The 25,671-nt window shown below is 35.8% G+C and carries 19 protein-coding genes; 8 read left to right on the top strand and 11 right to left on the bottom strand.

The features are described 5' to 3' along the window. The 3 genes from QWY91_RS11585 to QWY91_RS11575 all read right to left on the bottom strand — a co-directional run bounded on the left by QWY91_RS11585 (position 1) and on the right by QWY91_RS11575 (position 4,266). A complete protein-coding gene (locus QWY91_RS11585; protein WP_290235215.1) occupies positions 1 to 2,601 on the bottom strand; it encodes a TonB-dependent receptor in 2,601 nt (866 codons plus the stop codon). A 34-nt stretch (positions 2,602 to 2,635) separates the two neighbouring features. Continuing rightward, positions 2,636 to 3,472, bottom strand: a complete 837-nt coding sequence (locus QWY91_RS11580) for a FecR family protein (protein WP_290235212.1) — start codon at positions 3,470 to 3,472, stop codon at positions 2,636 to 2,638. A gap of 260 nt (positions 3,473 to 3,732) precedes the next feature. Beyond that, positions 3,733 to 4,266 carry an RNA polymerase sigma factor gene (locus QWY91_RS11575; RefSeq protein ID WP_353958649.1) on the bottom strand — a complete coding sequence of 178 codons (534 nt, stop codon included), beginning with the start codon at positions 4,264 to 4,266 and terminating at the stop codon, positions 3,733 to 3,735. Between the two features lie 620 nt (positions 4,267 to 4,886). On the opposite strand from QWY91_RS11575, the gene QWY91_RS11570 reads away from it, so the two are divergent. From QWY91_RS11570 to QWY91_RS11560, 3 genes are read left to right on the top strand one after another with little or no spacing between them, the layout of a single operon-like run. Continuing rightward, the gene (locus QWY91_RS11570; protein ID WP_290235210.1) at positions 4,887 to 6,038 is read left to right on the top strand and encodes an efflux RND transporter periplasmic adaptor subunit; all 1,152 of its coding nucleotides are present in this window, start codon (positions 4,887 to 4,889) and stop codon (positions 6,036 to 6,038) included. Between the two features lie 35 nt (positions 6,039 to 6,073). After that, positions 6,074 to 9,241: an efflux RND transporter permease subunit gene (locus QWY91_RS11565; RefSeq protein WP_290235207.1), complete on the top strand. Its 3,168-nt coding sequence runs from the start codon at positions 6,074 to 6,076 to the stop codon at positions 9,239 to 9,241. Between the two features lie 25 nt (positions 9,242 to 9,266). Continuing rightward, positions 9,267 to 10,814: a TolC family protein gene (locus tag QWY91_RS11560; RefSeq protein WP_290235205.1), complete on the top strand. Its 1,548-nt coding sequence runs from the start codon at positions 9,267 to 9,269 to the stop codon at positions 10,812 to 10,814. Positions 10,815 to 10,894: 80 nt separating this feature from the next. On the opposite strand, the gene QWY91_RS11555 is transcribed toward QWY91_RS11560, so the two are convergent. After that, entirely contained in the window at positions 10,895 to 12,523 is a 1,629-nt protein-coding gene (locus QWY91_RS11555; protein WP_290235201.1) for a dihydroxyacetone kinase subunit DhaK, read from the bottom strand. A 171-nt stretch (positions 12,524 to 12,694) separates the two neighbouring features. Here QWY91_RS11555 and QWY91_RS11550 point away from each other — a divergent pair, with 171 nt between their 5' ends. The 4 genes from QWY91_RS11550 (at position 12,695) to QWY91_RS11535 (ending at position 19,086) form a co-directional block, all read left to right on the top strand. Next, complete coding sequence (locus QWY91_RS11550) at positions 12,695 to 12,997, top strand: DUF6660 family protein (RefSeq protein WP_290235200.1); 303 nt, start codon at positions 12,695 to 12,697, stop codon at positions 12,995 to 12,997. A gap of 102 nt (positions 12,998 to 13,099) precedes the next feature. Next, positions 13,100 to 17,431 carry a CusA/CzcA family heavy metal efflux RND transporter gene (locus QWY91_RS11545; RefSeq protein WP_290235197.1) on the top strand — a complete coding sequence of 1,444 codons (4,332 nt, stop codon included), beginning with the start codon at positions 13,100 to 13,102 and terminating at the stop codon, positions 17,429 to 17,431. 49 nt (positions 17,432 to 17,480) lie between these two features. Continuing rightward, the gene (locus QWY91_RS11540; protein ID WP_290235194.1) at positions 17,481 to 18,671 is read left to right on the top strand and encodes an efflux RND transporter periplasmic adaptor subunit; all 1,191 of its coding nucleotides are present in this window, start codon (positions 17,481 to 17,483) and stop codon (positions 18,669 to 18,671) included. 4 nt (positions 18,672 to 18,675) lie between these two features. Next, the gene (locus QWY91_RS11535) at positions 18,676 to 19,086 is read left to right on the top strand and encodes a Fur family transcriptional regulator (protein WP_290235191.1); all 411 of its coding nucleotides are present in this window, start codon (positions 18,676 to 18,678) and stop codon (positions 19,084 to 19,086) included. Between the two features lie 33 nt (positions 19,087 to 19,119). Here QWY91_RS11535 and QWY91_RS11530 read toward each other — a convergent pair whose 3' ends face one another. From QWY91_RS11530 to QWY91_RS11520, 3 genes are all read right to left on the bottom strand, one after another. Further along, positions 19,120 to 20,760, bottom strand: a complete 1,641-nt coding sequence (locus QWY91_RS11530; RefSeq protein ID WP_290235188.1) for a carboxylesterase/lipase family protein — start codon at positions 20,758 to 20,760, stop codon at positions 19,120 to 19,122. A gap of 99 nt (positions 20,761 to 20,859) precedes the next feature. After that, positions 20,860 to 21,081, bottom strand: coding sequence for a hypothetical protein (locus QWY91_RS11525; protein WP_290235185.1), 222 nt, complete (start codon positions 21,079 to 21,081; stop codon positions 20,860 to 20,862). Between the two features lie 11 nt (positions 21,082 to 21,092). Next, positions 21,093 to 21,827, bottom strand: a complete 735-nt coding sequence (locus tag QWY91_RS11520; RefSeq protein WP_290235182.1) for an SDR family oxidoreductase — start codon at positions 21,825 to 21,827, stop codon at positions 21,093 to 21,095. Positions 21,828 to 22,074: 247 nt separating this feature from the next. On the opposite strand from QWY91_RS11520, the gene QWY91_RS11515 reads away from it, so the two are divergent. Further along, positions 22,075 to 23,100, top strand: a complete 1,026-nt coding sequence (locus QWY91_RS11515; protein ID WP_290235179.1) for a hypothetical protein — start codon at positions 22,075 to 22,077, stop codon at positions 23,098 to 23,100. 56 nt (positions 23,101 to 23,156) lie between these two features. Here QWY91_RS11515 and QWY91_RS11510 read toward each other — a convergent pair whose 3' ends face one another. From QWY91_RS11510 to QWY91_RS11495, 4 genes are all read right to left on the bottom strand, one after another. Further along, on the bottom strand, positions 23,157 to 23,543 hold the full coding sequence (locus QWY91_RS11510) for an acyl-CoA thioesterase (protein ID WP_290235175.1): 387 nt from the start codon (positions 23,541 to 23,543) through the stop codon (positions 23,157 to 23,159). Then, complete coding sequence (locus QWY91_RS11505) at positions 23,533 to 24,090, bottom strand: PAS domain-containing protein (protein ID WP_290235173.1); 558 nt, start codon at positions 24,088 to 24,090, stop codon at positions 23,533 to 23,535. The genes QWY91_RS11510 and QWY91_RS11505 overlap by 11 nt, the downstream gene beginning before the upstream one ends. Further along, entirely contained in the window at positions 24,090 to 24,386 is a 297-nt protein-coding gene (locus QWY91_RS11500) for a TIGR03643 family protein (protein ID WP_290235170.1), read from the bottom strand. Before QWY91_RS11500 ends, QWY91_RS11505 begins: the two co-directional genes overlap by 1 nt. Positions 24,387 to 24,644: 258 nt before the next feature. Then, positions 24,645 to 25,550, bottom strand: coding sequence for a YihY/virulence factor BrkB family protein (locus QWY91_RS11495; RefSeq protein WP_290235167.1), 906 nt, complete (start codon positions 25,548 to 25,550; stop codon positions 24,645 to 24,647). Between the last annotated feature and the right edge of the window lie 121 nt (positions 25,551 to 25,671).

The raw sequence follows: 25,671 nt of genomic DNA, 5'->3' as shown, positions 1-25,671 counted from the left end.
TTAAAATTTAAAATTGTAAGAAACACTTGGGATAGCTCCAAAAATAGAAAGACGTCTTGCTTCGTTGAATCCGGTGTCTTCGTTAGTTGTAAATCTAACGGAAGCCGCATTTTGGCGATTATAAGCATTATATAGACTAAAAACCCAATAACTTTGCCATCCCTTTTTCTTATCTGGTTTCGGCGTATACGTAGCTGCTAGATCTAAATGATGATAAGTAGGTAGTCGGTTTTCATTCCTTTTAGAATAATTTGGAACATGAATTCCTCCCAGCTCATAATACCCATTAGGATAAGTTACCGGTTGTCCCGATTGCAATGAAAAATTAGCACTAAAAGACCATTTTTCAGTATGTTCATAATTTGCCACAAAGCTCAAATTGTGTAATTTATCGTATGGAGAAAAGTACCAATCTCCGTTTGCAATCCCAGGTTCTTCTGGAGTGTTTCCTTCGGTACGTTGTTCTGCTCTCGATATCGTATAAGAAAGCCAACCGGTTAATTTTCCTGTATTTTTTCTGAATAAAAATTCCATTCCGTAGGCTCTGGCTTTGCCGCTGAGCAATACCTGTTCTATGTTATTATTGCCAATTAGATCTGCTCCATCTACATAATCAACACGGTTTTTAATGTCTTTGTAAAAGGCTTCAGTTTCTAACGAATATTTTTTGTTGCTGAAGTTTCTAAAATAACCTAAAGCGTATTGATCTAAAAGTTGAGGTTTGATAAATGGTCCACTAGGCGTCCACATATTTACCGGGGTTGGCGATTGGCTATTAGAAATAATGTGCATGTACTGCGCCATACGATTATAACTGGCTTTAAAAGATGTTTCGTCGTTTAAAGCATAAGATAAAGCGGCACGAGGTTCTAAATTAGAGAAGTCCTTTATTACTTCGCCGCTATCATAATTAGTGCTTCCGGTAATTGGTGCGTCTTCATAAATGTTGAAATCTGGATTGTACATCGCAGGATTGTTATTTGCATAAGTGTTTACGACCTGCGGGCCATAGCGATAAAACATGCTATAACGTAATCCATATCTTAAATTTAGTTTTTCAGAAATTTTATGATTTACATCTATATAAGCAGAAGGCTCAAAGGCATATTTTTTATCTAATTGTAAGAAATTGATCGCAGAGCTTTCGTCTTTAGGTAACAGCGTGCCGGGATTAGTTTCGTAATAAGTAGCTTCCAATCCATAATTTAATTGAATAGCTTCGCTTAAATAATGATTCCAATCATATTTTAATCCATAACTTGTTACGGCACTATCCCAATCAAAACTTTGACTATCAAGATCTAAGTTGAATTGATAATCGCTATAAAAAACCGATAAATCTGTATTTATATCTTCATTAAAGCGATGCTTCCAGTTAAGTTTTCCCATCGTATTTCCATACGTGGTCGCAAAACTATCGCCAATATCAAATAGATCGTTTCCAAAATATCCTGAAAAGCTTAGTGAATTATTTTTATTTAAGCGGTAATTCAGTTTAGTATTTAGATCATAGAACTGTGCAGAATTATCAACCAAAAAAATATGAGCATAAGAAGATCTACCGGCGATCATAAATGAAGCTTTGTCCTTAATTATTGGTCCTTCAGCTTTAAGGTGGCTAGAGATCAATCCAATCCCTCCTTCAAATTTGTAATCTTTATAATCTCCGTTAGCTTGTTTTATGTCTAAAACCGAAGAAACTCTACCGCCGTATTTAGAAGGTATTCCACCTTTATAAAGATCTAAGGAGCGAACAGCATCAGCATTAAAAACCGAGAAAAAACCGAACAAATGCGAATCGCTATAAATAGGAACATCATCCAGTAAGATCAAGTTTTGATCGGCAGCACCACCGCGAACATTAAATCCAGAAGAACCTTCGCCAGCATTAGTAACACCGGGCAATGTAAGAAGCGATTTAAGAGGATCAGGCTCTCCCATTGCGACAGGAATCTGCTTTATTTCATTCATCGTAAGGCTGTTCATACTCATTTGTGGTTTCTTGATATTAACGGCCTTTCCGTTCTGTTCGATCACCACTTCCTTCAAGGTTTCACCTCCTTCTTCCAATTGAATATTCAGATTACGATCTTTATCTAAAGAAACTGTTTTAGTGATGGTTTGATAGCCTAAAAAACTAATGTTGACCTGGTAAGTATCCTGTGGGAGTTTTATAGAAAATTCACCGTCAAAATTAGATGTTGTTCCTCTTTGTAGTTTTGGAATACTAACGGTAGCTCCCATCAACGGAACATTTTTTTCATCAGAAATAATTCCAGATAACACATATTCTTTTTGGCTGTTATTCGAGATTCGTTGTTTTACGGTAATATTATTTCCTAGAAGTTTGAATTCCTGCGGAAGCTGAGTGTTTAGATTATTGATTAAATCTTTTACATTGATGTTCTCATATTTAAATGCAGTAGTAAAAGAGCTTTTAGATTTGATGTCTTCCGTATAAGCTAATTTATAGGGTGACTGACTTTCAATTTGATCTTTTAAATCATTTATGGTATTCCCTTTTTCAATATTTATAGCTAAGTTTTGGCTAAATAGACTTACGCTACAAATGAATAAATAGGAGAAAAAAAGATATTTCATGCGGTGAGGATGTTTTGATGTATGGATTTTAATATTATTTTTTTAGGATAACTTTTCTACGAGTCATATCGATCTCGTAAGTGAGATTATGGATTTCAGTAATAATCTGTAAAGGTGTTTCCAGATGATCTTCTTTATTAATACGTAAAGTTGTTTCTTTATTTAAATTCAGCGCTTCTAACTGTATGTCGAAACCATATTCCTTTTCCAAATAGGTAATTATGGTTTTCAATTTTTCATTTTCAAAATCAACATAGGTTTTAATATGGTTGATTTCAGGAGTGTTTTTCTGATAGCTAAATTCCTCGCCGGGAGAAAGTATCCAACTTTCAGATTGCCCTTCGATATTCATCTTAATTTTCCCTTCATAAAGCTTTACTTCCGTTTTTTTATTAAGATCTGTTGTTATCGTAAATGTGGTACCAAGAACAGTCGTAATAAGATTGTTATTATGAACTTCAAAAGGATGATGCTTATCTTTTTTTACCTGAAAAAACGCGTCACCGTCTAAAGTAACTAACCTGTTTTTATTGTAATTTTTATGATAAGAGATTTTGGAGTGTGGGTATAGCCTAATCTCTGTGCTATCTGGTAAATGAATCACTTTGGTATGATCGCTGGGGTTGGAAATATTTACAATGGAAGCTGAAGTTTGTTGAGGTTGATTCAGTAAATAAAAACTACCGGCTAAAATCAACACTATTACCGCTGCAGCATATTTTAAATAAAAAGGTCTTTTTGTGCGTTTCTTTTTAATTGTGGTTTGATGGAAATCTTTCCAAGATTTTTCTTTTTTGTTTTGGGAATGTTCTAAAGGTTTTTCTTTCCAATATTCGTCAAATTGCGCATCAATTTTGTCTTTATCTATCATGAGGCCTGTAGTAGTTCACAATTAAAGCCTTCTTTTTGAACGCTGCTAATAAAGTTCCCTTTAATCGCTACTTTCGACGAAACAATGATTAAAATTTGATGGTCTAACTCATACGGATGTATTTCGCAGTCGGCGAAATTAAATGCAAGAACTTTTAGAAGATTGATCAGCTGATGGCGATCGAGAATGTCCAATTTATAAATTTCAACAATCATTATAGCTTGTCTTTTCATAGTATACAATCGAGATTGTAAAAGTTCCTAAGCCTTTTTTATTTTTTTTCGAATAAAATTGTTAGCCAGATAAATATGGTTCGCGATCGTTTTGTGCGAAAGCTGAGTCATGCTCGATATTTCTTTATAAGAATAGTTCTCTAGCTTATGTAGTTTGAAAATCTTTTTTTGCTGAACAGGTAAAAGATCTATTAACTTAGAAATATTCTCTTTTCTTTCGGCAGTCTCATCTTGGTCAGAAATTTCTGAAGAAGTTTGATTTCTAAGATAATCTGGATCTAACGGAATTATTTTTTTCTCCCTTTGGAGATGATTATAAATGATGTTTTTGCATATCACAATAATCTGAGCTTCTAAAGAAACCTCTTCTTTAAGCTGATGTCTATTATTGTAAATTTTCACAAAAGCCTCTTGAATAAAATCCTCTGGAGTTAAAAACTTAAACTGAAATTTTTTACAGATATGAAATAACTTATCGTAATAGGCTAAGTAAACCTTTTTAAAGGCCTTAGAGTTTCCAAGTTTTAATTGCTGAACTATCTTTTTATTACTTTTCATCATCTCTGTAAAAGCCAGTAGTAGTTATTTAACGGTAAGGAATAGCTTTTAATATGCGCGTGGTGCATATTTTTGAAAAATGATAGAAATTAGCTAAGTTCAATTGATCTAAAATTTGCTTGGGCAAAAGTAGAAAAATCTAATTTGTAAAATTTAAAATTAGATTGTAGATTTGCCAGCCCTTTTTTTGATAGGGCACTTTGTTAGCAATTAAAATCTTCTTTTGGGTAATTTTCTGTACTTCTAAAGAAGCTCAAATTATAAATTCGAATAATCGCATAAAACTTCAAAGATGAGTTTAGCCTTTTTGAAGTGAAAATTTAGTTGTGTTGTTTGTTCCAAGAGATTGGAACTTGTAGGTAGCCTTTCAATAATTGAAAGATACCAATGAGAAGCTTTTTTCCGTTAATTCGGGAAGAGGCTTTTTTGTTTTTTAGATCATTTCATTTACTTCTTCAACCAATTCTTTTAAAACTTTGTGGCATTAATCAACAGATTGTGTGGTGGTGATTAGTGTAGAAAACCCCAAAAATTCTTAAAATAGCCTTAAAATTGAGGTTCTAAAACGTTTGAAATGTAGCGGTACGCAAATTGCTTTTTCTGTGGCAGAAAAAATCTGGAACATGAAGAACAAGTATAACCTATCAGTTTTAAATCGATTTACCTTAATAGTATTCTCTTTTGTACTACTTAGTTTACACTCTTGTAAAGAAGAAGAAAAAGAAGATGAAGGGCTACCATTACCGGTAATATCATTACAAGAGCAAAATGCTTCGAAGGGCTTTGAATATATTGGCTCTATTGAAGGTGTCGAAACCGTTGAAATTCGACCTCAGGTAGATGGTATTTTAGAAGAAATTTATGTAGATGAAGGTGATTTTGTAGAAAAAGGGCAGGATTTATTCAAAGTGAATAGTCAACCCTATATGGAAGACTATAAAAATGCTAGAGCCAATGTTGCTTTGGAAAGAGCTAAAGTAGAAAAAGCCAAAAGCGATTTAGAACGTTTGCAGCCTTTAATTGATAATGAAGTAATCTCTGAAGTTCGAAAGAAATCTGTAGAAGCCGATTATCAGGTAGCTTTATCTTCTCTGCAAAGAGCGCAGGCACAAGCGGCTAATATGAGGATCAATCTAGATTTTACCACTATAAAAGCTCCAGTAAGCGGATTTATGGGTAGAATTCCTAAATCTCCTGGTAATGTGGTAAAGCAAACCGATGAAAAACCACTTACCGTACTATCGAAAGTAGACGATATTTACGTCTATTTTTCCATGAGTGAGTCAGATTACCTGTATTATGAAAGGGCAAAAAATGATACTCTTTCTAATAAAATGAACAGTAAAGTAAAATTGGTTCTTGCAGACGAATCGGTTTATGAGTATTCAGGGCAGATCGATGCTAATTCAGGGCAAATTGATAAAACTACCGGTTCTATTACTTTAAGAGCCAGATTTCAAAATCCAGATACATTGTTAAGATCAGGAAACACCGGTAAAATTTTAATGGAAGAAATTTATCCGAATGCTATTTTGGTTCCACAAAGTGCGACCACATTTATTCAGGATAAAAAATTCGTATTTATTCTTGATGAAAATAATATAGCACAACGCCGAGAGATTATAACCAAAGGTAGATCTGGCGATAACTATATCGTAAGTGCTGAAAGTCTTTCTCCAGACGATCGCATTGTTCTTTCAGGCCTTGATAAATTGGCTAACGGGATAAAAGTAAAACCGATCGAGAGAGGTCGATTATTATCGCAACTTCAATAATAAGTTTTTTTTAAGCCGAACCAAACCCTAAATACATGTTTAAGAAAATAGTAAAAAGGCCAGTCCTTACACTGGTTATCACCATCATATTGCTTATTGCCGGGGCTGCTAGTATTACTTCTTTACCGGTAGAACGTTTTCCAGAAATCGCACCTCCAAGTGTTAGTGTGCAGGTTTATTATCCTGGTGGTAATGCAGAGACAGTAGCCAAATCTGTATTATTACCAATAGAAGAGGCTATAAACGGTACAGAGAATATGTCCTATGCCAACTCTACTGCAACCAATTCAGGTAGAGGGCGAGTTACCGTTTATTTTAAACCGGGCACAGATCCAGATTTAGCTGCGGTCGATATTCAAAATAGAATATCGACAATTACATCGATGATTCCGCAAGAAGTTACCGAAGCTGGTATTTCAGTAACAAAAAGGATGAAGGGGAGTATCATGACAATCAATATTTACAGTGACGATCCTACTTATGACGAAACTTTCCTGAATGCCTTTACCAGAATAAATATACGGCGAGAATTAAAACGTGTAGATGGGTTAGCACAGGCTTCAATTCTTAGGCAACGAGATTACGCCATGAGAATATGGTTGAATCCTCAAAAAATGGCTTCTTACCAATTAACTCCGCGTGATGTTTACGATCAGATACAAGATCAAAACTTTGAAGCTGCTCCCGGAAAATTTGGAGAAAATTCTGAAGAGCTTTTTGAAATTATCATGAAGCATGACGGGCGTTTTAATCAACCCGAGGATTATGAGAATCTGGTTATCAAAACTAAGGACGAAACAGTTTTACATCTAAGGGATATTGCAAGAGTTGAGTTTGGAGCTTCTAATTATACAAGTGAGAATAGGTTAGACGGTAAACCATCGGTTACGATAGATATCGTGCAACAGAATGGTGCAAATGCCATGGAAATCGATGGCAAAATTCGTGAAATATTAGAGCAGCAATCGCGATTATTTCCAGAGGATGTTCATTATGAAATTACCTACAGTGTTCGGGATCAGATTGACGAATCGATGAGTCAGGTAGAGCATACCTTAGTAGAAGCTTTTATTCTAGTATTTTTAGTGGTGTTTATCTTTCTTCAGGACTTTAGAGCAACTTTAATTACAGCAATTTCAATCCCTGCCTCTTTATTAGGAACTTTCTTTTTCTTAAATATTATAGGCGCTTCCATGAATGTCCTTAGTATGTTCTCATTAGTACTCGCCATTGGTATTGTGGTAGATGACGCTATTGTAGTGATGGAAGCGATTCACGAAAAAATGACGCATCACAACATGCCCGTAAAAGAAGCGGTACGTTCAGCGATGGACGAGATTACAGGTGCCATTATATCCATTACCGTGGTAATCGCCGCAGTGTTTTTACCAGTTGGATTTTTAAGCGGGCCGGTAGGTGTGTTCTATCAGGAGTTTGCCTATACAATCATTTTTGCAGTATTAATTTCAGCAATAAATGCATTAACACTAACCCCTGTTTTGAGTAAAATATTTTTTGCAGGAAAAAATAAAAACAAAGAAAAACGAGGAATGGCTAAAGCAGTGTCTAATTATAGACATTATAGAAAAGCCAAAATATTGCGAAACAAAGGTTTTAGGAAATTCGATAATTTCTTCGATAGATTTACAAAGAAGTATTTAGGAATTGTACGATGGACGCTGGGTCATAAATGGATCGGGCTAGGAGCTTTAGCTTTAATTATAGGAGCAACCGTATTTTTATCGAAAATTACACCTAGTGGATTTATCCCTACGGAAGATGATAATTTTCTAATATTATCTATGAAGATGCCTGAAGGATCTTCGCTACACCGTACAAACGTAGCCCTTAGAAAAGCAGATTCTATTTTACAACAACAACCTGCTGTAAAAGGAGTAAATACCGTTTCAGGATTTAATGTGGTAGACAATGCAAATAGTCCATCATCAGGATTGGCTTACATACAATTAAAGTCGGCTCACGATCGAGGTGAAATCCAGGAAATAAAACCAGTAATTAAAAATTTATTGAGCAAGCTGAATGATATTCCTGAAACAGATTTTAATATGTATCCAAGACCAACCATCCAGGGATTTGGTAATTTTGATGGGGTGCAGTTTATGCTTCAGGATAGAGCAGATGGCGATTTAGGTGAGTTTGGGCAAATCGTGAACGAATTTATAAACACCTTAAATAATCAAGAGTCGGTAGAGAATGCTTTTACTTCATTCAATCCTAATTTTCCACAATATCGCTTAGATATCGATTACGAAAAAGCCAAAAGTATGGGGGTAAGCGTCAAAGATATGATGTTTACGATTCAATCGTACTTTGGTAGAGTTCAGCCGGGAGATTTTAATAGGTTTAGCCGTCAGTATGGTGTTTATATGCAGTCTGATATTCAGTTTAGAGAATCTCCGGAATCCTTTAATAGCATTTTTGTGAAAAATGATCTGGGCGATATGGTGCCGGTAAATACGATTGTTAAACTGAAACAAACTTATGGGCCAGAAGTCGTAAATCGATATAATCTATACAATGCGGCAAAAATAAATGTGACTCCGGCAGAAGGTTATAGTACAGGTGATGTAATGAATATGATTGAAGAGCTTACAGAAGAAAAACTGCCTGCAACTTTAAGCTATGAGTGGACGAGCATGAGTTTAGAAGAGAAAAACTCTGGCGGCGATACGATCATCGTATTCATAATCATCATTCTACTGGTGTATTTTATTCTGGCTTCGCAATACGAAAGTTTTCTATTGCCATTGGCAGTAATGCTATCCTTACCGGTGGGAATATTCGGAGTTTTTACTGCGATTAATTTAGCGGGTATCGATAACAATATTTATGTACAGATCGGGATCATAATGCTTATTGGATTATTAGCTAAAAATGCGATTCTAATTGTAGAATTTGTGGCGCAAAAAAGGCGTGCTGGGTTTACGGCTTTTGATGCGGTGGTAGAAGCTAGTGCTTTAAGAATTCGACCGATAATCATGACCTCATTAGCATTTACCGTTGGTTTAGTTCCGTTAATGTTTGCTGAAGGTTCTTCGGCACAAGGAAATCACTCGGTTAGTATTGGTACTGCTGGCGGAATGATTAGTGGTATTGTTCTGGGGATTTTTATTATTCCGTTACTGGCCTATGTATTCCAGATCCTTCATGATAAAATGAATTTGGAACGTTATGCAGATTAAACCAAAATCAACTAAAAAATTAAAGATGAAAATGACTTTTTTTTCAGCTATAACTATAGATAGAAGATTTGAATATTCAACAGGATTTATAAAATCGCTTATAGGAGTTTTTGCAATGATAAGCGTGGTAAGCTGTAAAGTTGGAGAAGAATATACACGCCCAGAGTTTAAAGAAGATATTTCAGCGGAATATTATTCAGGAGAAAAAGACCTGGATTCGGTGGAAACAGATTCTTTAAATCTTGCTGAAATTGATACCGATACTATCCCGATGTCTGAAATTCCGTGGAAAGAATATATAGAAGATAGTACCTTGCAGTCGTTAATAGATACGGCTTTGGTGAATAATATCGACCTTAAAAAAGCCATGAAAAACATGCAAATTGGGATGGAAGAATTAGCACAATCTAAAGCCAATTTTTTTCCGTCTTTAAATGCACGGCCGGCCGATTATCGTAGAGATTATTATTCTGAAAATTACAATAATTACGGTTCTAACAGATCTCGCAGGAATCATGGCGAAAATCCTCCAAGCAGTCTTTATACTGAAAGATTAGAATATTCTTCTGCACTGCAGGCCAACTGGGAGCTGGATCTTTGGGGGAAATTGAGATGGCAAAAAGAAGCTGCCAGAGCCGAATTTATGAAAAGTAAGGAGTTTAAGAATGCAGTGCAAACTTCTTTAATTGCTGAGGTTGCTTCGACATATTTTAATCTGGTAATGCTTAAATCTCAAATTGAAGTTGCGCGGAAAAACTATGCTTTAAATGATAGCACCTTAAATATTGTGCAATTGCAATATGATGCGGGAGAGTCCACTTCGCTGGCAATTCAACAGACCAAATCACAGAAACTAAAAGCGAAAACTTTAATTCCGCAGTTGGAGCGTCAGTATGTGATTATGGAAAATAAACTAAATGGATTATTAGGTCGTTCCCCTCGTTCAATTAATATTGAAACTTCTTTTGAGGATATTGAATTTCAGAAACGATATGATAAAGGTATTCCTTTAGAATTGATCAAAAATAGACCTGATGTTGCCATGTCGGAATACGAACTTATTGCAGCAAATGCAGATGCGGGTGTGGCCAACGCATTACGCTATCCATCTTTAACCATTGGCGCTTCGGCAGGGTTAAATTCGTTTAAGTTAGATGAATTTTTAGATCCTGTGAGTTCTGGGTTTGCTTTGTTAAATGGGGCTATTTTTCAGCCGATTTTTAATAATAGAAAACTGAAAACCAACTATAATGTTGCGCGTACGCAAAAAGAAATTGCACAGTTAGATTTTAAAGATCATCTTATTGAAGCAATTGCAGATGTCTCAAATTCTCTGGCAAAAATGGATAAGCTGAAAGAAGAATATAATATAGCTGAAGAAAGAATTGAAGTAACCCAGAAAGGTCTAAAAGATGCCGGAATGTTGTTTAGAGGAGGTTATGCCAATTATCTTGAAGTACTTACCGCACAAAGTGACGCTTTGGAAAGTGAACTGAATTTGATCAATATCAAAAAACAACTTTTAATAGCGAATGTAGAATTGTACCGTAACCTTGGCGGTGGCTGGCAGTAGACTATTTCAAAATGGATAAAAAAGAAGTGGTTTAAAAAGTTGATTTTCGTGCTTTTTAAACCACTTTTTTTAATTCAGATTTAAAGAATCTTAACTAATTTTTCAAAAACTCTGGCTACCATTTCAGCGCCTGGATCAGGAATACCTTCCAGGCTTGATTCTGATAAATAAGAGCTTCTACCAGATTTTGTATTCGTGATATTCGCGGTTTCATCAGCGCCTTTACGAGCAGCTTCAGCAGCTTTATCCATCGATTTTCCTTCGCTTAAAGCTTCAAAGGCCGGTTGCATTGCATCAATCATAGTACGATCGCCTTTTTCAGCACCTCCGTAGGATTTCATTTTCTCTAATCCGTTTAATAATGCTTTTCCAACATTATCATCATCTTCCAAACTACTGCCTGCTTTGGTGAAAAGCATAGATAGTAAAACACCACTAGAACCACCGGTTTCTCTTGCTAATACTCGGCCAATTGTCGTAAATAATTCGGGTAAAGAAGCATAAGGTAACTCATCTGAAATGCTTTTGAATTTTTTACCGGCACCGGCAAAAGTGGATCCTGCATCGCCATCGCCAACTTTTTCGTCCAGATCGTTCATTTCTTTTTCCATCTCGATTAGATGCGCTGAGATTTCCTGAACTACTTTCTTGTTATGTTCGTTTTCTGAAGGTTCAAACTGCATCTTTTTAGGGAGCTCTGGGCTTTTAATGCTGCTTGGTTTGGCATATTCTCGTATGCGCCATTCGGGAGTTTCAGTAGTCTCTAATAAGGCTTTTTCTATTTCTTCATCTAATTTCAGTAAAGTGATTGAAAACCCGTTCATATTCAGCGAAGTTGTCATTGCTGTAGGACCTACCAAATATTTCACTTTAGAAGCAAGATCGGTTTTATCGAAACTATGCACTAATAAATTCATCTCAAGCGGCGTTACACTTCCAAGATTATTAAAAAGCAACACATATTTTTCATCTTCATCAGAAAGATATTTTTTTAATTCTGCTAAAGCTTTTTTAATTAGCGCATCGGCTTTATCCATTTTGATAACATCGACACCGGGCTCTCCGTGAATTCCCAAACCTAATTCAGCTTCAGAATCATCTAATCTTGATTCTTCAGGATTGTTGAATTTTTGGCCTTCGGTGAGTGAAAGTCCAATAGACACTGCACTCTCGGCTACTTTTTTTGCAGCCTTCAATACTTCTTCTAGAGACTTGCCTTCTTCAGCTAATTGTCCGGAAACTTTATGCACTAGTAGCGTTCCGGCTAAGCCACGTTGCTGAGTGTCTGTTCCCAAGGCAATATCGTCCCCTACAATTACAGTTTCTACCTTATGGCCCATGGCTCTTGCTTGTTCTGCAGCAAGTCCAAAATTTAATCGATCACCGGTATAATTTTTAATTACGAGTAAGCAACCCTTATCGCCACTTACAGCTAAAATAGCCGCGAGTACTGCATCTACAGAAGGCGAAGCGAAAATGTCTCCGCAAACAGCGGCCGTAAGCATTCCTTTAGCAACAAAACCGGCATGCATAGGTTCGTGCCCAGAACCACCACCAGAAATGATGGCAACTTTAGATTTATCGATTTCTTTTCGGGTAACTACACGAACTTCTGGGAAAGTGTCTAATTTGGTTAATTTAGGATCGGTAAGTAAACCTTCTATAGATTCGTTTACAGCGTCCTCTGGTTTATTAATGAAAAACTTCATGTTAGGTCTTTTCTTTTAAAGATACAGAATTATTAAGCTTAAAGAATTTCAGTAGCGAACAGATGCTAGAAATTATAAAAACTTTAAGTCGATTTTAGGAATTTAGAAGATCAGCAACTAATTTTGAATAATTGCAATGCTATTGCAGATACGCTATGTTATATTTGAAATGTGAAAATTATAGGAATCATATTAGCTGTTTTATTCTTGTCGCTTAGCTTTTTGCCATGTTCAGATGCTGCAAGCGATAGTGAAGAGCGCACTTATGTCGTAGAAAGTCATAGCGATCATGATGGCGCAGCTGATCTATGTACACCATTTTGTTACTGCCAATGCTGTCATAATCATATGATGACCTATAATTTGCCGAGTTTTGAAATTTCTAATCCTTCGGTTTTAAGTACACATTTTGGTTATTTAATCACAACATCTTCAGCGTTTACAGATCATTTTATACCGCCTCCGCAGGTTTAGTTCAGAAGTGAAAATCATTTAATTTTAGAAGAATTTAGGCTTAATTTTTTCAGCAATAAACTTCTTCTTGTTTCCTATTTCTGAATTTAAATCAATTTTCTGATGATTAATAGAATCATTGACTTTTCTGTCAATAACAAATTTATCGTCGGGTTATTTACCATAGTGCTGATTGCTGCCGGAGTTTGGAGTATGCAACAAGTGCCTGTAGATGCACAACCCGATATTACCAATAACCAAATTCAAATAATTACACAGGCGCCTAATTTGGGCACCGAAGATATCGAGCAATTTGTAACCTATCCCGTAGAAGTTGCGATGGGGAATTTACCGGAGGTTAAAGAAATTCGTTCGGTTTCCAGATTCGGATTATCTGTGGTGACTATCGTTTTTAACGATGACGTAGGCACATATTTGCCACGCCAATTAGTCGCGGAACAACTTTCTAAGGTTAAAAAAGAAATTCCTGAAGGTTTTGGAGAACCATTTATGGGACCTATTTCGACAGGGTTAGGGGAAATTTATCAGTATACCCTAGAAGTTGATCCTGAATTTAAAGACGAATACACACCAACAAAATTACGTAGCATTCAGGATTGGATTGTAAAACGCCAATTTGCAATGGTTCCCGGTGTAGTTGAAGTAAATAGCATAGGTGGGAAAATCAAGCAATATGAAGTTGCTGTGAATCCCGACGATTTGCGTTCGATGCAGGTAACGATGGCTGAAGTTTTTGAAGCCTTACAAAACAATAATCAAAATACGGGCGGCGCTTATATCGAGAAAAACCATCAGGCTAATTTTATTCGAGGAGAAGGACTCACAAAATCAATTTCGGATATTGAGAATATTGTCGTGAAAAACGAAAAGTTCCCAATTACTATTGCTGATGTTGCAAGGGTTCGTATAGGAAATGCAATAAGATTCGGCGTGTTGACAAAAAATGGGAACGGAGAAGCAGTTGGCGGAAGTGTTTTAATGCTGAAAGGAGCAAATTCTAATGAAGTTGTAGAAAACGTAAAAAATAGAATAGCTCAAATCCAAAAGTCTTTACCGGAAGGTGTTTCCATCAAACCTTTTTTAGATCGTAGCGAGCTTATTGCGAATACCACAGCTACTGTGAGAAGTAATTTGCTAGAAGGCGGACTTATTGTAATATTTGTTTTGGTGCTTTTACTAGGTAATTTTCGAGGCGGATTAATTGTTGCCAGCACAATTCCACTTTCCTTGTTTTTCGCTTTTATTTTAATGAATATTTTTGATGTTTGGGCCAATTTAATGAGCCTTGGTGCGATCGATTTTGGGATTATTGTAGATGGCGCAGTAATTATTGTAGAAAGCACTGTTTTTATATTTAGTCGAAAATCGATTACCGATAAGCTTCATCAAACTGAAAAGAATAAACTGGTGAGTACATCATCTAAAAAAATGATGAACTCTGCATTCTTCGGTCAGGCGATAATTTTGATTGTTTTTTTACCGATTTTGGCTTTAGAGGGCGTCGAGGGGAAAATGTTTAAACCGATGGCGCTAACTTTCATATTTGCAATGCTGGGAGCCATGATCTTGTGTTTAACCTACGTGCCTATGATTTCTGCATTATTTCTGAAAAATAAAAAATCCAAAAAATTAGGATGGGGAGATCGATTTGTAAGATGGCTTCAGCAAAAATATGAGCCTTTGCTTCAAAAATCATTAAAAGCTTCGAAATGGATTGTTTGCTCGGCAGCAATTTTATTGGTTTTCGCCGGTTATCTTTTTAGTAGAATGGGAGGCGAATTTATTCCGCAGTTAGATGAAGGTGATCTAGCATTTCATGTAATTTTAAAACCGGGAAGTTCGCTTTCTGAAGGGGGTGCGACTTCAACTAAAATCGAAAATCTTTTATTAAATAATTTTCCGGAAGTAGAGCAAGTGGTGACTCGTTTTGGAGTTTCTGAAGTACCAACCGACCCGATGCCGATGGATATTGGGGATAGTTTTCTTATTCTAAAACCAAAATCGGAATGGACTTCTGCGAAAACAAAGGATCAGCTAATAAAAAAAATGAAGCAAACTATAAGCGAAATTCCCGGAGTAAGCTGCGAGTTTACCCAACCTGTAGAAATGCGTTTTAATGAATTACTAACCGGAATTCGAGAAGATGTTGCTGTAAAATTATACGGTGAAGATTTAAATATTCTTGCTGAAAAAGCACAGGAAATAGGGAATCTTATTTCAGGAATCGAAGGCGTAGCCGATATGAAGGTAGAAGCCACCGCCGGTTTACCACAAATTACGGTAGATTACGACAGATCGCAAATGGCACGCTATGGTGTAACTATCGAAAGCGTAAACCAAATGATAGAAACTGCTTTTGCAGGATCTAAAGCCGGAGTAGTTTTTGAAGGTGAACGAAAATTCGATTTGGTAGTTCGACTTGAAGAAGAAAACCGTCAAAATATATCGAATATCGAACAATTGTACATTAATCTCCCAGATGGTAGTAGTGTGCCCTTAAGCGAACTCGCAACAATTAGCTATCAACCGGGACCTATGCAAATTAGTCGAGATAATACCAATCGAAGAACGTATGTTGGGATTAATATTCGGGATCGAGATGTGAAGTCTGTCGTTCATGATATCCAAAATAAATTAGATGCAGAATTAGAGTTGCCTGCTGGTTACTTTATACGCTATGGCGGGGCTTTCGAGAATTTAGAACGGGCGAGTGAACGTTTAAAAATTGTAGTTCCTATAGCCTTATTACTCATTTTTATTCTTATTTATTTCGCACTAAAATCTTTTAAACAAACACTAATGATTTATATGGCAATTCCTTTGGCCGCCATTGGCGGGATTATTTCACTTTGGTTACGCGGGATGCCGTTTAGTATTTCAGCCGGAGTCGGTTTTATTGTACTTTTTGGTGTAGCAGTGTTAAACGGACTTGTTTTAATAAGTAGTTTAAATGAATTAAAAGAGGAAGGAGAAACCAATCTAAAACAACGAATTTCACGAGGAACAAAAAGAAGAATCCGTCCAATTTTATTAACTGCATTAACCGATGTGCTTGGTTTTCTGCCAATGGCAATTTCAAGTTCAGCCGGGGCCGAGGTGCAGCGACCGTTAGCTACAGTAGTAATTGGAGGATTAATAACTTCAACATTATTGACGCTTTTTGTGTTACCAATTCTATATAAATGGGTAGAAGAAGTTGGATTTAATTTCAGAATAAATAATAGAAAGTTAGCCGGAGCCGGTTTTATTGTATTGATGATTTTGCCAAACTTCAGTAACGCTCAGGAAATAGAGCTGTTACCGGAAGTAACTATGCATCAGGCGGTAGAAATAGGATTGGAAAATTATCCACTCTTAAAGAACAAGCAACTGGAAGTTGAAAAAGAGGAAGCTTTAAAAAAGAATGCTTGGGATTTCGGGAAAACGACCATTTTTACAGCCGGGGAAGAGCTGGATAACGGAAATGGAGTGTACACTCGTATTGGTTTTAGCCAGCAAAATATAAATGTCTTCGGAATTGCTTCCGCATTAAAACTTCAAAAGGAGAAATTGAAATTAGCAGAAAATCAGCTTAATTTATCCAAAATCGAAGTGGCTACTAAAATCAGAAAACTTTGGGGAGAAGCTTATGTCGCGAAGCGAAAGTTTGAACTTTACAAAGAGCTTGATTCTATTTACGGGAAATTTAATGATGCTGTTAACCTGAGATATGAAGTTGAAGAAATCTCGGAATTAGAAAAACTGAATGCTCAGAATAAAGTAAATCAAATTCTGGTAAAAGCACGGCAATCTAAAGTTGCTTACATTAATACGTTGAGTGAATTGAATTTATGGTTAGGCGAAAGCCAGGATATGACGGTTGCTTCTTCGTTATTAATGGAATCAATTGAAAACAGTTTTGAAAGTACGTCTTCCAGACATCCTTATTTAGATGCTGCGGAACAACGAAAACAAGTAGCTGAAGCAAATTTTAAAAAAGAAAAATCAACTTTTCTACCCACCTTAAATTTGCAATATGGCCAACAGGAAGTTGAAGGTGAAGACGGTTATGTGATGTATCAGGCAGGGATTTCAATTCCGTTTTTAAGCGGAAAGAGTTATGGGAATACTAAAGCAGCAAAAATCGATGCTGAAATTGCTAATCGAGCCTCCAATTTTGCCAAACAAGAGTTTTTAATGCAGCGAAAACAAGCGTTACAGAAGTATCAAAGCTGGAAAATTTCGTGGGAATATTACGAACAAGAAGCCTTAACGATTGCTGAAAAACAGCGAAAAGGAACAATTATAGCCTACAATGAAGGCGCATTAGATTATGTAGCTTTTATTCAAAACCTCGAAGAAGCTTTGCAAACCGAGTTGGATGCTATCGATGCCGCCAGAGAATATGTGTTGGCTTATGCTGAAATTAAATTTTACTCTGTAAACGAGATTTAATCAAATCAGTTTTTAAGTGAATTGCTGAAAACAAATAAAACGAAATTCAATGAAAATATATTCAATTATAAGTTTGCTGTTACTGGGCTTTTTAATAGCCTGCGGAAATGCAGAAACGAAAGAAGTAGCAGAGAAATCTAGTACTGCAGAAATTAATGCTGAAGAAAATTCGCATGAAGAATTAAACGGAGTTGAAATTAGTGCCTCCCAATTTGATGCTTTAGCAATAAAAATTGGTGAAATTAAGCTTCGAAATATGGCAGGCATGGTAAAAGCGAATGGACAGCTGGAAGTGCCGCCGCAAAATGAAGCTTCGGTAACTACGGTTTATGGCGCAAATATTAAAAGTATCGAGGTGATTGAAGGTCATCCAGTAAGCAAAGGACAAGTTCTAGCCTATATCTCGCATCCTGAAATTGTGGATATTCAAACTCGATTTTTAAATGCATTCAATCAATTTCAGCTTAAAGAAAAAGAATACGCGCGCCAAAAGAAGCTTTATGATGCGGGGGTGTCTTCCGGAGAAAAATTTCAGATTACAGAAACCGAATTTCAGAATGCAAAACAAGCGACGAGTGGTTTAAAAACGCAATTAAAATTGCTAAATATCAATCCAAACCAGATCATACAAGGCAAAATATATCAAGAAGTCTCTATTATTAGTCCGATTAACGGTGCTGTTGAAAAAGTGAATGTAAAGACGGGACAATATGTAAACGCACAAACCGAACTTTTCGAAATACTAAATACCAACGATGTTCATGCAGATTTGATGGTTTTTGAAAAAGACATCCAAAATGTCGAAAATGGGCAAAAAGTGATGCTTTCTTTAAAATCAAGACCCGATTTAGAAATGGAAGCTGTAATCATCTCGGTAGGGCAGGCGTTTGAAGAAAATCCAAAGGCTGTTCATATTCATGCTGAAATTGAGAATAAGCCTAAAAACTTAATTCCGGGAATGTATCTTACAGGAAGAATTATTACTGAAAATAACGAAACTGAAGCTTTACCAACAGCAGCTATTTTTACTGAAAACGGTAGAGATTATATTTTTAAAGCTGAAAAAAATAATGACAACTGGATGTTTTCTCCGGTTGAAGTTAAAACTGATGTTGAGGATGGCGACTGGATAAGTGTTACATTTATGAATCCTGAAGAGAAAGACGCAAAATTTGCTTTAAATAATGCCTATTATTTGCAGGCAGAAATGAATAAAGGCGAGGGTGGTCACTCACATTAATAGTATGCAAGAAATAGAAGAGATTTTAAAAGCAAAAGGAATTAGACCTACAGCAGTACGTTTGTTAGTATATAAATTTATGGCGCAAGAATCTTTGGCGATGAGCTTAAATGATATTGAAGCTGCTTTTGATAAAACCGAACGCACCACGCTTTTTAGAAGTTTGAAATTGTTTGAAGAAAAAGGTCTGGTACACAAAATTGAAGACGGTAGCGGTATGGCTAAATACGCGCTGCAAACATTAGAAGAAGGCAATGTTAGTGATAAACTGCATTTACACTTTCACTGTTCTAAATGTGGGGAAACGCAATGTCTAACCGATCAAACTATACCCAATATTAGTCTGCCTAATGGTTTTAAAGCCACCGACGCGAATCTAGTGGTAAAAGGACTTTGTGATAAGTGTTCTAAATAAAAAAGCCCTCTTTTAAAGAGGGCTTTTTAAAATTTATTTCTGATAGTATTGATCTAAAAATAAAAATCGTTCATCATTAGTAGCATTTTCAGGTTTAGATTCGGTGTCAATTATTAATATTGGTGGATTTTGATCGTTTTCTTTAGCTGGATTCCATTTCGGTAATTCCTCATTATTAGGATTTCCGGTTTTAATGAAATTCGCGATATATTTTTGGATGGTTTCAGAAGTTTTATAATCGTCTTGAGTCCAAGAATATTCATTATTTCGATCTAGATTTCCTAAAAAGTATTCTATTTCTGAAGCATGAGGAGCACCAATTGGTTTTGGCGATTCAGAATTTTTTTCAGCTTTCTTTTTAGTGCCGCCAGCCAATCCTGCTTGTTTAGAATCGTCTTTTAGTTCTGGTCTAATTTTGCTGAATAAATATCGGTAAACAGGTTGATTGGAATTTTTTCGATGCAGGTCGAACCACTTCCAAGTACTATATACGATAAAACGATCGGAGGCTAATTGTGTTGCTGATTTTTTTAGTTCATCAGTGTTAGAATGTGGATAAAGATTTAGAACTTCTTTGTAATCTTCAGGATAGATTTCATTTACTTTTTTTCTGAAATTTTCTGTGGTATTCTCTAAACCTTGCATTATTGCCGATCCGGGAATTTCGGCAGAATTCCATCCTACTAGCAAAGGTACTTGAGCTTGTTCTTCAGCTTTAAAAATTTCAGGGAGAGATTTCGGTAAAAAATAACCGTCTATTACGGTAGGAAAATTAAATCTACCTGCATTTTGATATAATTTGAAAATAGAGTCGGTACTCATTCCTCGTAATTCTGCAAGTGATTTAGCGCCTACTTTTTCAACAAACTTAACACCATTTGCTTCTGCCTCTTCCAGAGAAACGGGCGCTAATGTTGGATAAATAGAGGCACCACTTTCACCAATAGCGGCATTCATTATGTCTTTTGAAAGGGGAGAAGCCATTTGTGCGCTTACCGAGATGGAACCTGCAGATTCTCCGGCAATTGTAATTTTATTAGGGTCACCACCAAATGCAGCGATATTGTTTTGTACCCATTCTAAGCCTTTTTGCTGATCTAATAATCCGTAGTTTCCAGAGGCTTCGTATGGAGCTTCTTCGCTTAACTCTGGGTGGGCCATAAAGCCGAAGATGTTTAACCTGTAATTTACTGTAACTACAACAATTCCTTTTTTAGCCATAGCTTCTCCATCATATCGAGGTTCGGAAGCATCTCCTGCTAAAAATCCGCCTCCATAGAAATAAACGAGTACGGGTAGTTTTTCTTTAGAATTAGTTTGTGGTATCCAGACATTTAAATATAAACAATCCTCGCTCATACCGTTAGATCGGGAATTCATGTCTCCGTAAACATTGGCTTGTACTGGTTTATTTTTAAAAGCTTTGGTTACCAACGTATCTTTCCAATCTTTTGCATCTTGTGGAGCTTTCCAACGTAGTTTATCTACCGGCGGTTGAGCAAAAGGAATACCGAAATATTTTAGAACCGATTTATCGTTATTGGTAAAACCTTCAATAGCTCCATTTTCAGTTTTAACGATTAGATTTTTTTCTGAAGTGTTAGAAGAGCTAACATTTTCTTTGCACGAAATGAGACCTAATCCTGCTAGAAAAAATATAATTTTTTTCATCATCAAAATTTTGAAATAAATATACAAATCATTGATTGAAAAGTAAGCATAAAAAAAGCCAGAATGAATCTGGCTTTTTTATGTTTTAAAAGAACGTGGTTGTTAAACAACGATTTTCTTTTCTCCTTTAATTTCGTGGTTGTTGTGGCTAATATCTTCTTGTTTTTTTAATTTTTTTAGAAGCTTGTAACCAATGTAAGCTCCGCCTGCTGCAGCTCCAAATCCTAGACCTATTAATCCGCTTTTAGCAACAACTTTTTTACCAGCTTTTGCTGCTAAATATCCTGCTATCCATTTTCCTGTTGATTTTACTTGCTCTTTCATATATAAATTGTTTATGATTTTCCTGTTGGTTTAATTAATAATTCGTTCACGTTCACACTCGCTGGTTGAGATAAGGCGTAAATAACTGCATCTGCTATATTTTTAGATTGCAATTTAGGTTCTTCGTCATTATCGTAATTTTTGTCATTTAGAAGCTCTTCGTCGGTAATATTATCTCTAAGATTTGTTTCTACAGTTCCTGGTTCTATACAGGTAACTCTAATATTGTAATCTGGAGAAAGCTCCATTCTCATTGCTTTAGATAATGTAATAATAGCCGATTTAGAAGCTCCGTAGATAGCACCGCCTTCATATACTTCTTTTCCATCGACAGAAGATATGTTTATAATATGTCCACTTTCATTATTTTTCATCTGCGGAAGAACAGCATGTATACATCTTAGTGTTCCCTTTACGTTTACTTCAATGGTTTGTAACCATTCATCAAGATGTCTATTCTTTAAATACGTTAATGGCATCACACCAGCAGAATTCACAAGAATGTCAATGGTTTTAAATTTAGCCACTGCCTTTTTAAATCCATTAGCAACGCTATCTGTCTGGCTAATATCCATTTCTATAGCAAGACTTTCCGTTTTTAATTCTTTCTGAATTTCCTTAAGTTTTTCAATATTTCGGCTAGCCAATACTATTTTACAATTTTCCTCGGATAATTTAATGGCAATAGCTTTTCCTATGCCACTGCTTGCTCCTGTAATAAGAGCTACTTTGTCTTTTAGTACCATATCTTGCTCATTCATTTAATTCGTTCCCACATCCTAAATCTACCATGAAAGAAGGGATTTTTTCGTGCAATTTGATCTAATTCATTCTTAATCTTTTGATAAACCTAAGTTAAAAGCAATATCTCTATATTTTTTAATTAACTGTATATCAGATTATTATGTATAAACGAGTTTTGGTGTAGTATGGTATCCTAAAACCCTTCCGTCTAAAATCACGTAAATATCACAACAACAAAAACTTAAACACATGAAAAAGATTATTAAACCAATTTTTATGCTTCTACTAGGAACTGCTTTAGTTTCTTGTAGCGATGATGACGATGGATTGGGTGAAATGCCAACCAATACTTCAGAAACTGCATATCTTTATGCTACGAGTCATAATGGAAGTGTAACTCGTTACGATCTTAATAGTTCTGAAATGACCACTTACGAAACCTCTTCAGATGATACTGAAGGAATTTATTACGATGGCAATGATGATTCATTTACTATTGTATCAAGATCATCTACCAGCCTGGAGAGTTATGCGGGTATAGAAATGCTAGACACTGGAATCGACTTAAATGTTGATTTGGATATATCAAGCGATTCAGAACTAGAAAGTCCGCGTGATATTGCGGTAAACGGAATGTTTTACGTAGTTGCTGATAATGCTGATGTTGACGGAGACGATAGTACAGCAGACGGAAGATTCTTTATTTATACCAAAACATCTTCTGGATTTCAATTAAGAAATGTAGTTACCGTAGATTTTAAGGTATGGGGTATCGAATTTGTAGGCGACGATCTTTATGCAGTGGTCGATACCACAAATAAATTAGCCATTTTAGATGATTTTGTTGCGATGAATACAACCGATGCCGAAGTTTCTGCGACTAAAACAGTAGAAATTGAAGGAATTATTAGAACGCATGGATTAGATTATGATGGCGGTACTATGGTAATGACAGATATTGGTGATGCAGGATCTGATGATGATGGTGCTTTTCACGTAATTACTAATTTTGATAGTAAATTAAGCGCTACTATGGATGGCGGAATGATCGAACTTAACGATCAAATGCGAGTAGGTGGAAATAATACAAACTTAGGAAACCCGGTTAATGTATCTTACGATGCAGCTTCAGATATGGTATTTATTGCTGAATTAGCTAATGGAGGCGGTAAAGTTCTTGCTTTCGATGAAGCAAGTACTGCTAGCGGAAATAAATCACCACAAATTAATAACACGTTATCTGGTGCTTCAGCAGTCTATTATTATACTGAATAGTTCACTTTTTTGCCCCAAATATTTTGAAGCCATGATAAATTTGTCATGGCTTTTTTTTATATTTTTAATGGTTCGGGTTTTTTATTTTCATCGATCGCTACAAAGGTGAATTCTCCTTTCACCGCTTGTTCTCGATGGTCTGAATACATTTCTTCAGTATAGATCTCTACATTTACTTTTAAGCTAGAATTACCAACGTGGGCAACTTGTCCAATTAGTTCTACAAAAGTTCCGGCAGGAATTGGTTTTTGAAAATCGATACGATCGCTGCTTACGGTTACCATACGCTGTCTGCTAAATCGCGTGGCGGTGATAAAGGCAACTTCGTCCATCATTTGCATGGCAGTACCACCAAAAAGCGTGTCATAATGATTCGTGGTATTTGGAAAAACAGCTTTAAAAAGACTTGTCTTAGATTTAGCGATGCGCTCTTCAATTGTCATAAATTTCTTTTTCTAAAGCCAGAAAGTGAGTCACCTCTTTGAGGTTATTTTTTATGGGATAAATATCAATTTTGCACAAATACTCTTCACCATTTTTCCGGTAGTTTAAAAGAATATCAGAAAAGTTAGTTTGAGAAGAAACCTTATTTCTAATTTTCTTTCTGGTTGCTACAGATGTTTTAGTTCCCTGTAAAAACTTAGGTTTCTTGCCTTTCGCAAAATTCGCCGGGTATCCCGTCATTGCAGAAAATCCTTTATTTGTCCAAAGGATCGTTTGATCTGCTTTGGTTAGCAGTATAGCTTCGTAATCTTCATCTAAAATAAAGTCTAAATTAGTATTCCAGCTATATTTTTTGCTCAATGAAACTAAAGATGCTAACTCTATCTTTTTGCGGGCTCTATCTCTTATCCTATCAGAATGGTTGGCAAAAACGTCCAAGCTAGTAAGTGGATGAAGCTGCTGAATAGGCAAATTTTTACCTTCAGCATCTTTGTTGCTTAAAAATAGATCTAAGGATGATAGGTTATAGTCGGTTTCTGGTGCCATTAGTTTTTCGGTTTAGAAAGTCGGTTACCAGTTATTTGTCTTTGTCTGCTACTTTTAAATCTACCAGACTCAAAGTTTCTTAATTTTTGATGTTTTGTTTTTCTACCCTGAACTCTTGCTCGCCATTTTCTCCAATTTCTAGGATGCATTTGTTCTTGCATAAATTTTATAACATCCTTTTCTGTAAGTCCAAATTGATATTCAATCGCTTCAAAAGTAGTACGGTCTTCCCAAGCCATAGCGATCACACGATCGATCTGCCTTTCGGATAGATTAAATTTTTCTGAAGTTTTCATGTTTTATCTTTTGTTTAAAGATAAAGCGATAAAGTTAAACATGAAAATAATTGTGGTTTAATTTAGATTTGAAGAAACTTCTTTTGCTTTTAGAAACAGTCAATAAGATCATTTAAAATTCATCGTTACGGGATAGGCAAGACTTCAGAAACGTTTCGGCTTAAAAGTTTCCTCTACTTTTTTGAGATTTTTTTCAGCAGAAAAAAGAGCGCTGTTTTTAGCTAATCTCTATTGCTATTAATTTCAGCTATTGGTTTCTTATTTTTCTTTTTTAGCTTCTAATTCTACATTAATTAGATGGTCAACAATTTCAGTATTAATCTCGGCGCCTAATAGGATAATAAAGCAGGTGATGTATAGCCACATAAGCAACACGACCACCGCGGAAATTGAACCATAAACTTCACCATAATTACCAAAATTACTCACGTAAAATGAAAATCCGTAAGAAGCAGCTAACCACACAAGCGTAGAAAAAATGGCTCCGGGAATTACCCAGCGAAGAGCGGGTTGTTTTCTGGCAGGTGCAAATTTGTAAACCATGCATAAAAAAATACAGACTAAAACCGCCAATATCAACCATCTGGACCAGCTAATAATATTTTCTAAATGTTCTGGCAATCCAATTTTATGTACTAGTGCAGGAAACCCAACGATAAGCACCATACTTAAAATCAACATTGCAAGTCCTCCAACAGTAAAAATAGAGGCCATTAAATATTGCTTAAAAATATTATGATCTTGTTCGGTATCGTATGCGATATCCACGCCGGTTAATAATCCGTTTGTCCCTTTATTGGCACTCCAGATACTAAATAATATACCAAATAAAGTTCCCCATCCCAGTTTATCGCCATGAGATTCTAGAAAAACATCAATACGTTGCTGTAGAATTTCAAATGCTTGCTTAGGCATCATGGCCGAAAGTTCGCTAATTTGTCTTTCGATATCTTGTGGATCAGTCGCTAAGCCATAAATAGAAATAAGTGCCATAATTGCAGGGAAGACAGCTAAAAACGCATAAAATGCGACTCCGGCAGAAACGATACTAACCTTATCTTCACCGATTTCAGAATATATTTGTTTTAGTACTTCCCACCATCCTTTTAATTTGAGCTTAAAAGGATTATGCTCTTTTTTTGTATCTATTGCTTCTCTTTCCATCTAAACGATTATTGCGGTACGGTGGCAAAAATTAAGTATAAATTTTGCTAAGCCTCATAACACACTGTTAATTCTCTTTTTTTAAATCTGATAATTGTCATAATTCATCATCCTCAGTATT

The organism is Zunongwangia endophytica (genome assembly GCF_030409505.1).
In the GTDB taxonomy this organism is placed as follows: domain Bacteria; phylum Bacteroidota; class Bacteroidia; order Flavobacteriales; family Flavobacteriaceae; genus Zunongwangia; species Zunongwangia endophytica.
Note: the sequence above shows the minus strand (reverse complement) of the source record. Positions and strands in the feature narration are given on the sequence as shown.

Excerpts from the sequence above, each read along its gene's own strand:
- QWY91_RS11520 (WP_290235182.1), bottom strand. The coding sequence starts at position 21,827 with ATGGTACTAAAAGACAAAGTAGCTCTTATTACAGGAGCAAGCAGTGGC.
- QWY91_RS11530 (WP_290235188.1), bottom strand. The coding sequence starts at position 20,760 with ATGATGAAAAAAATTATATTTTTTCTAGCAGGATTAGGTCTCATTTCG.
- QWY91_RS11505 (WP_290235173.1), bottom strand. The coding sequence starts at position 24,090 with ATGGCACCAGAAACCGACTATAACCTATCATCCTTAGATCTATTTTTA.
- QWY91_RS11545 (WP_290235197.1), top strand. The coding sequence starts at position 13,100 with ATGATTAATAGAATCATTGACTTTTCTGTCAATAACAAATTTATCGTC.
- QWY91_RS11585 (WP_290235215.1), bottom strand. The coding sequence starts at position 2,601 with ATGAAATATCTTTTTTTCTCCTATTTATTCATTTGTAGCGTAAGTCTA.
- QWY91_RS11555 (WP_290235201.1), bottom strand. The coding sequence starts at position 12,523 with ATGAAGTTTTTCATTAATAAACCAGAGGACGCTGTAAACGAATCTATA.
- QWY91_RS11510 (WP_290235175.1), bottom strand. The coding sequence starts at position 23,543 with ATGACAATTGAAGAGCGCATCGCTAAATCTAAGACAAGTCTTTTTAAA.
- QWY91_RS11580 (WP_290235212.1), bottom strand. The coding sequence starts at position 3,472 with ATGATAGATAAAGACAAAATTGATGCGCAATTTGACGAATATTGGAAA.
- QWY91_RS11500 (WP_290235170.1), bottom strand. The coding sequence starts at position 24,386 with ATGAAAACTTCAGAAAAATTTAATCTATCCGAAAGGCAGATCGATCGT.
- QWY91_RS11565 (WP_290235207.1), top strand. The coding sequence starts at position 6,074 with ATGTTTAAGAAAATAGTAAAAAGGCCAGTCCTTACACTGGTTATCACC.
- QWY91_RS11525 (WP_290235185.1), bottom strand. The coding sequence starts at position 21,081 with ATGAAAGAGCAAGTAAAATCAACAGGAAAATGGATAGCAGGATATTTA.
- QWY91_RS11515 (WP_290235179.1), top strand. The coding sequence starts at position 22,075 with ATGAAAAAGATTATTAAACCAATTTTTATGCTTCTACTAGGAACTGCT.
- QWY91_RS11570 (WP_290235210.1), top strand. The coding sequence starts at position 4,887 with ATGAAGAACAAGTATAACCTATCAGTTTTAAATCGATTTACCTTAATA.
- QWY91_RS11575 (WP_353958649.1), bottom strand. The coding sequence starts at position 4,266 with ATGATGAAAAGTAATAAAAAGATAGTTCAGCAATTAAAACTTGGAAAC.
- QWY91_RS11495 (WP_290235167.1), bottom strand. The coding sequence starts at position 25,550 with ATGGAAAGAGAAGCAATAGATACAAAAAAAGAGCATAATCCTTTTAAG.
- QWY91_RS11540 (WP_290235194.1), top strand. The coding sequence starts at position 17,481 with ATGAAAATATATTCAATTATAAGTTTGCTGTTACTGGGCTTTTTAATA.
- QWY91_RS11560 (WP_290235205.1), top strand. The coding sequence starts at position 9,267 with ATGAAAATGACTTTTTTTTCAGCTATAACTATAGATAGAAGATTTGAA.
- QWY91_RS11535 (WP_290235191.1), top strand. The coding sequence starts at position 18,676 with ATGCAAGAAATAGAAGAGATTTTAAAAGCAAAAGGAATTAGACCTACA.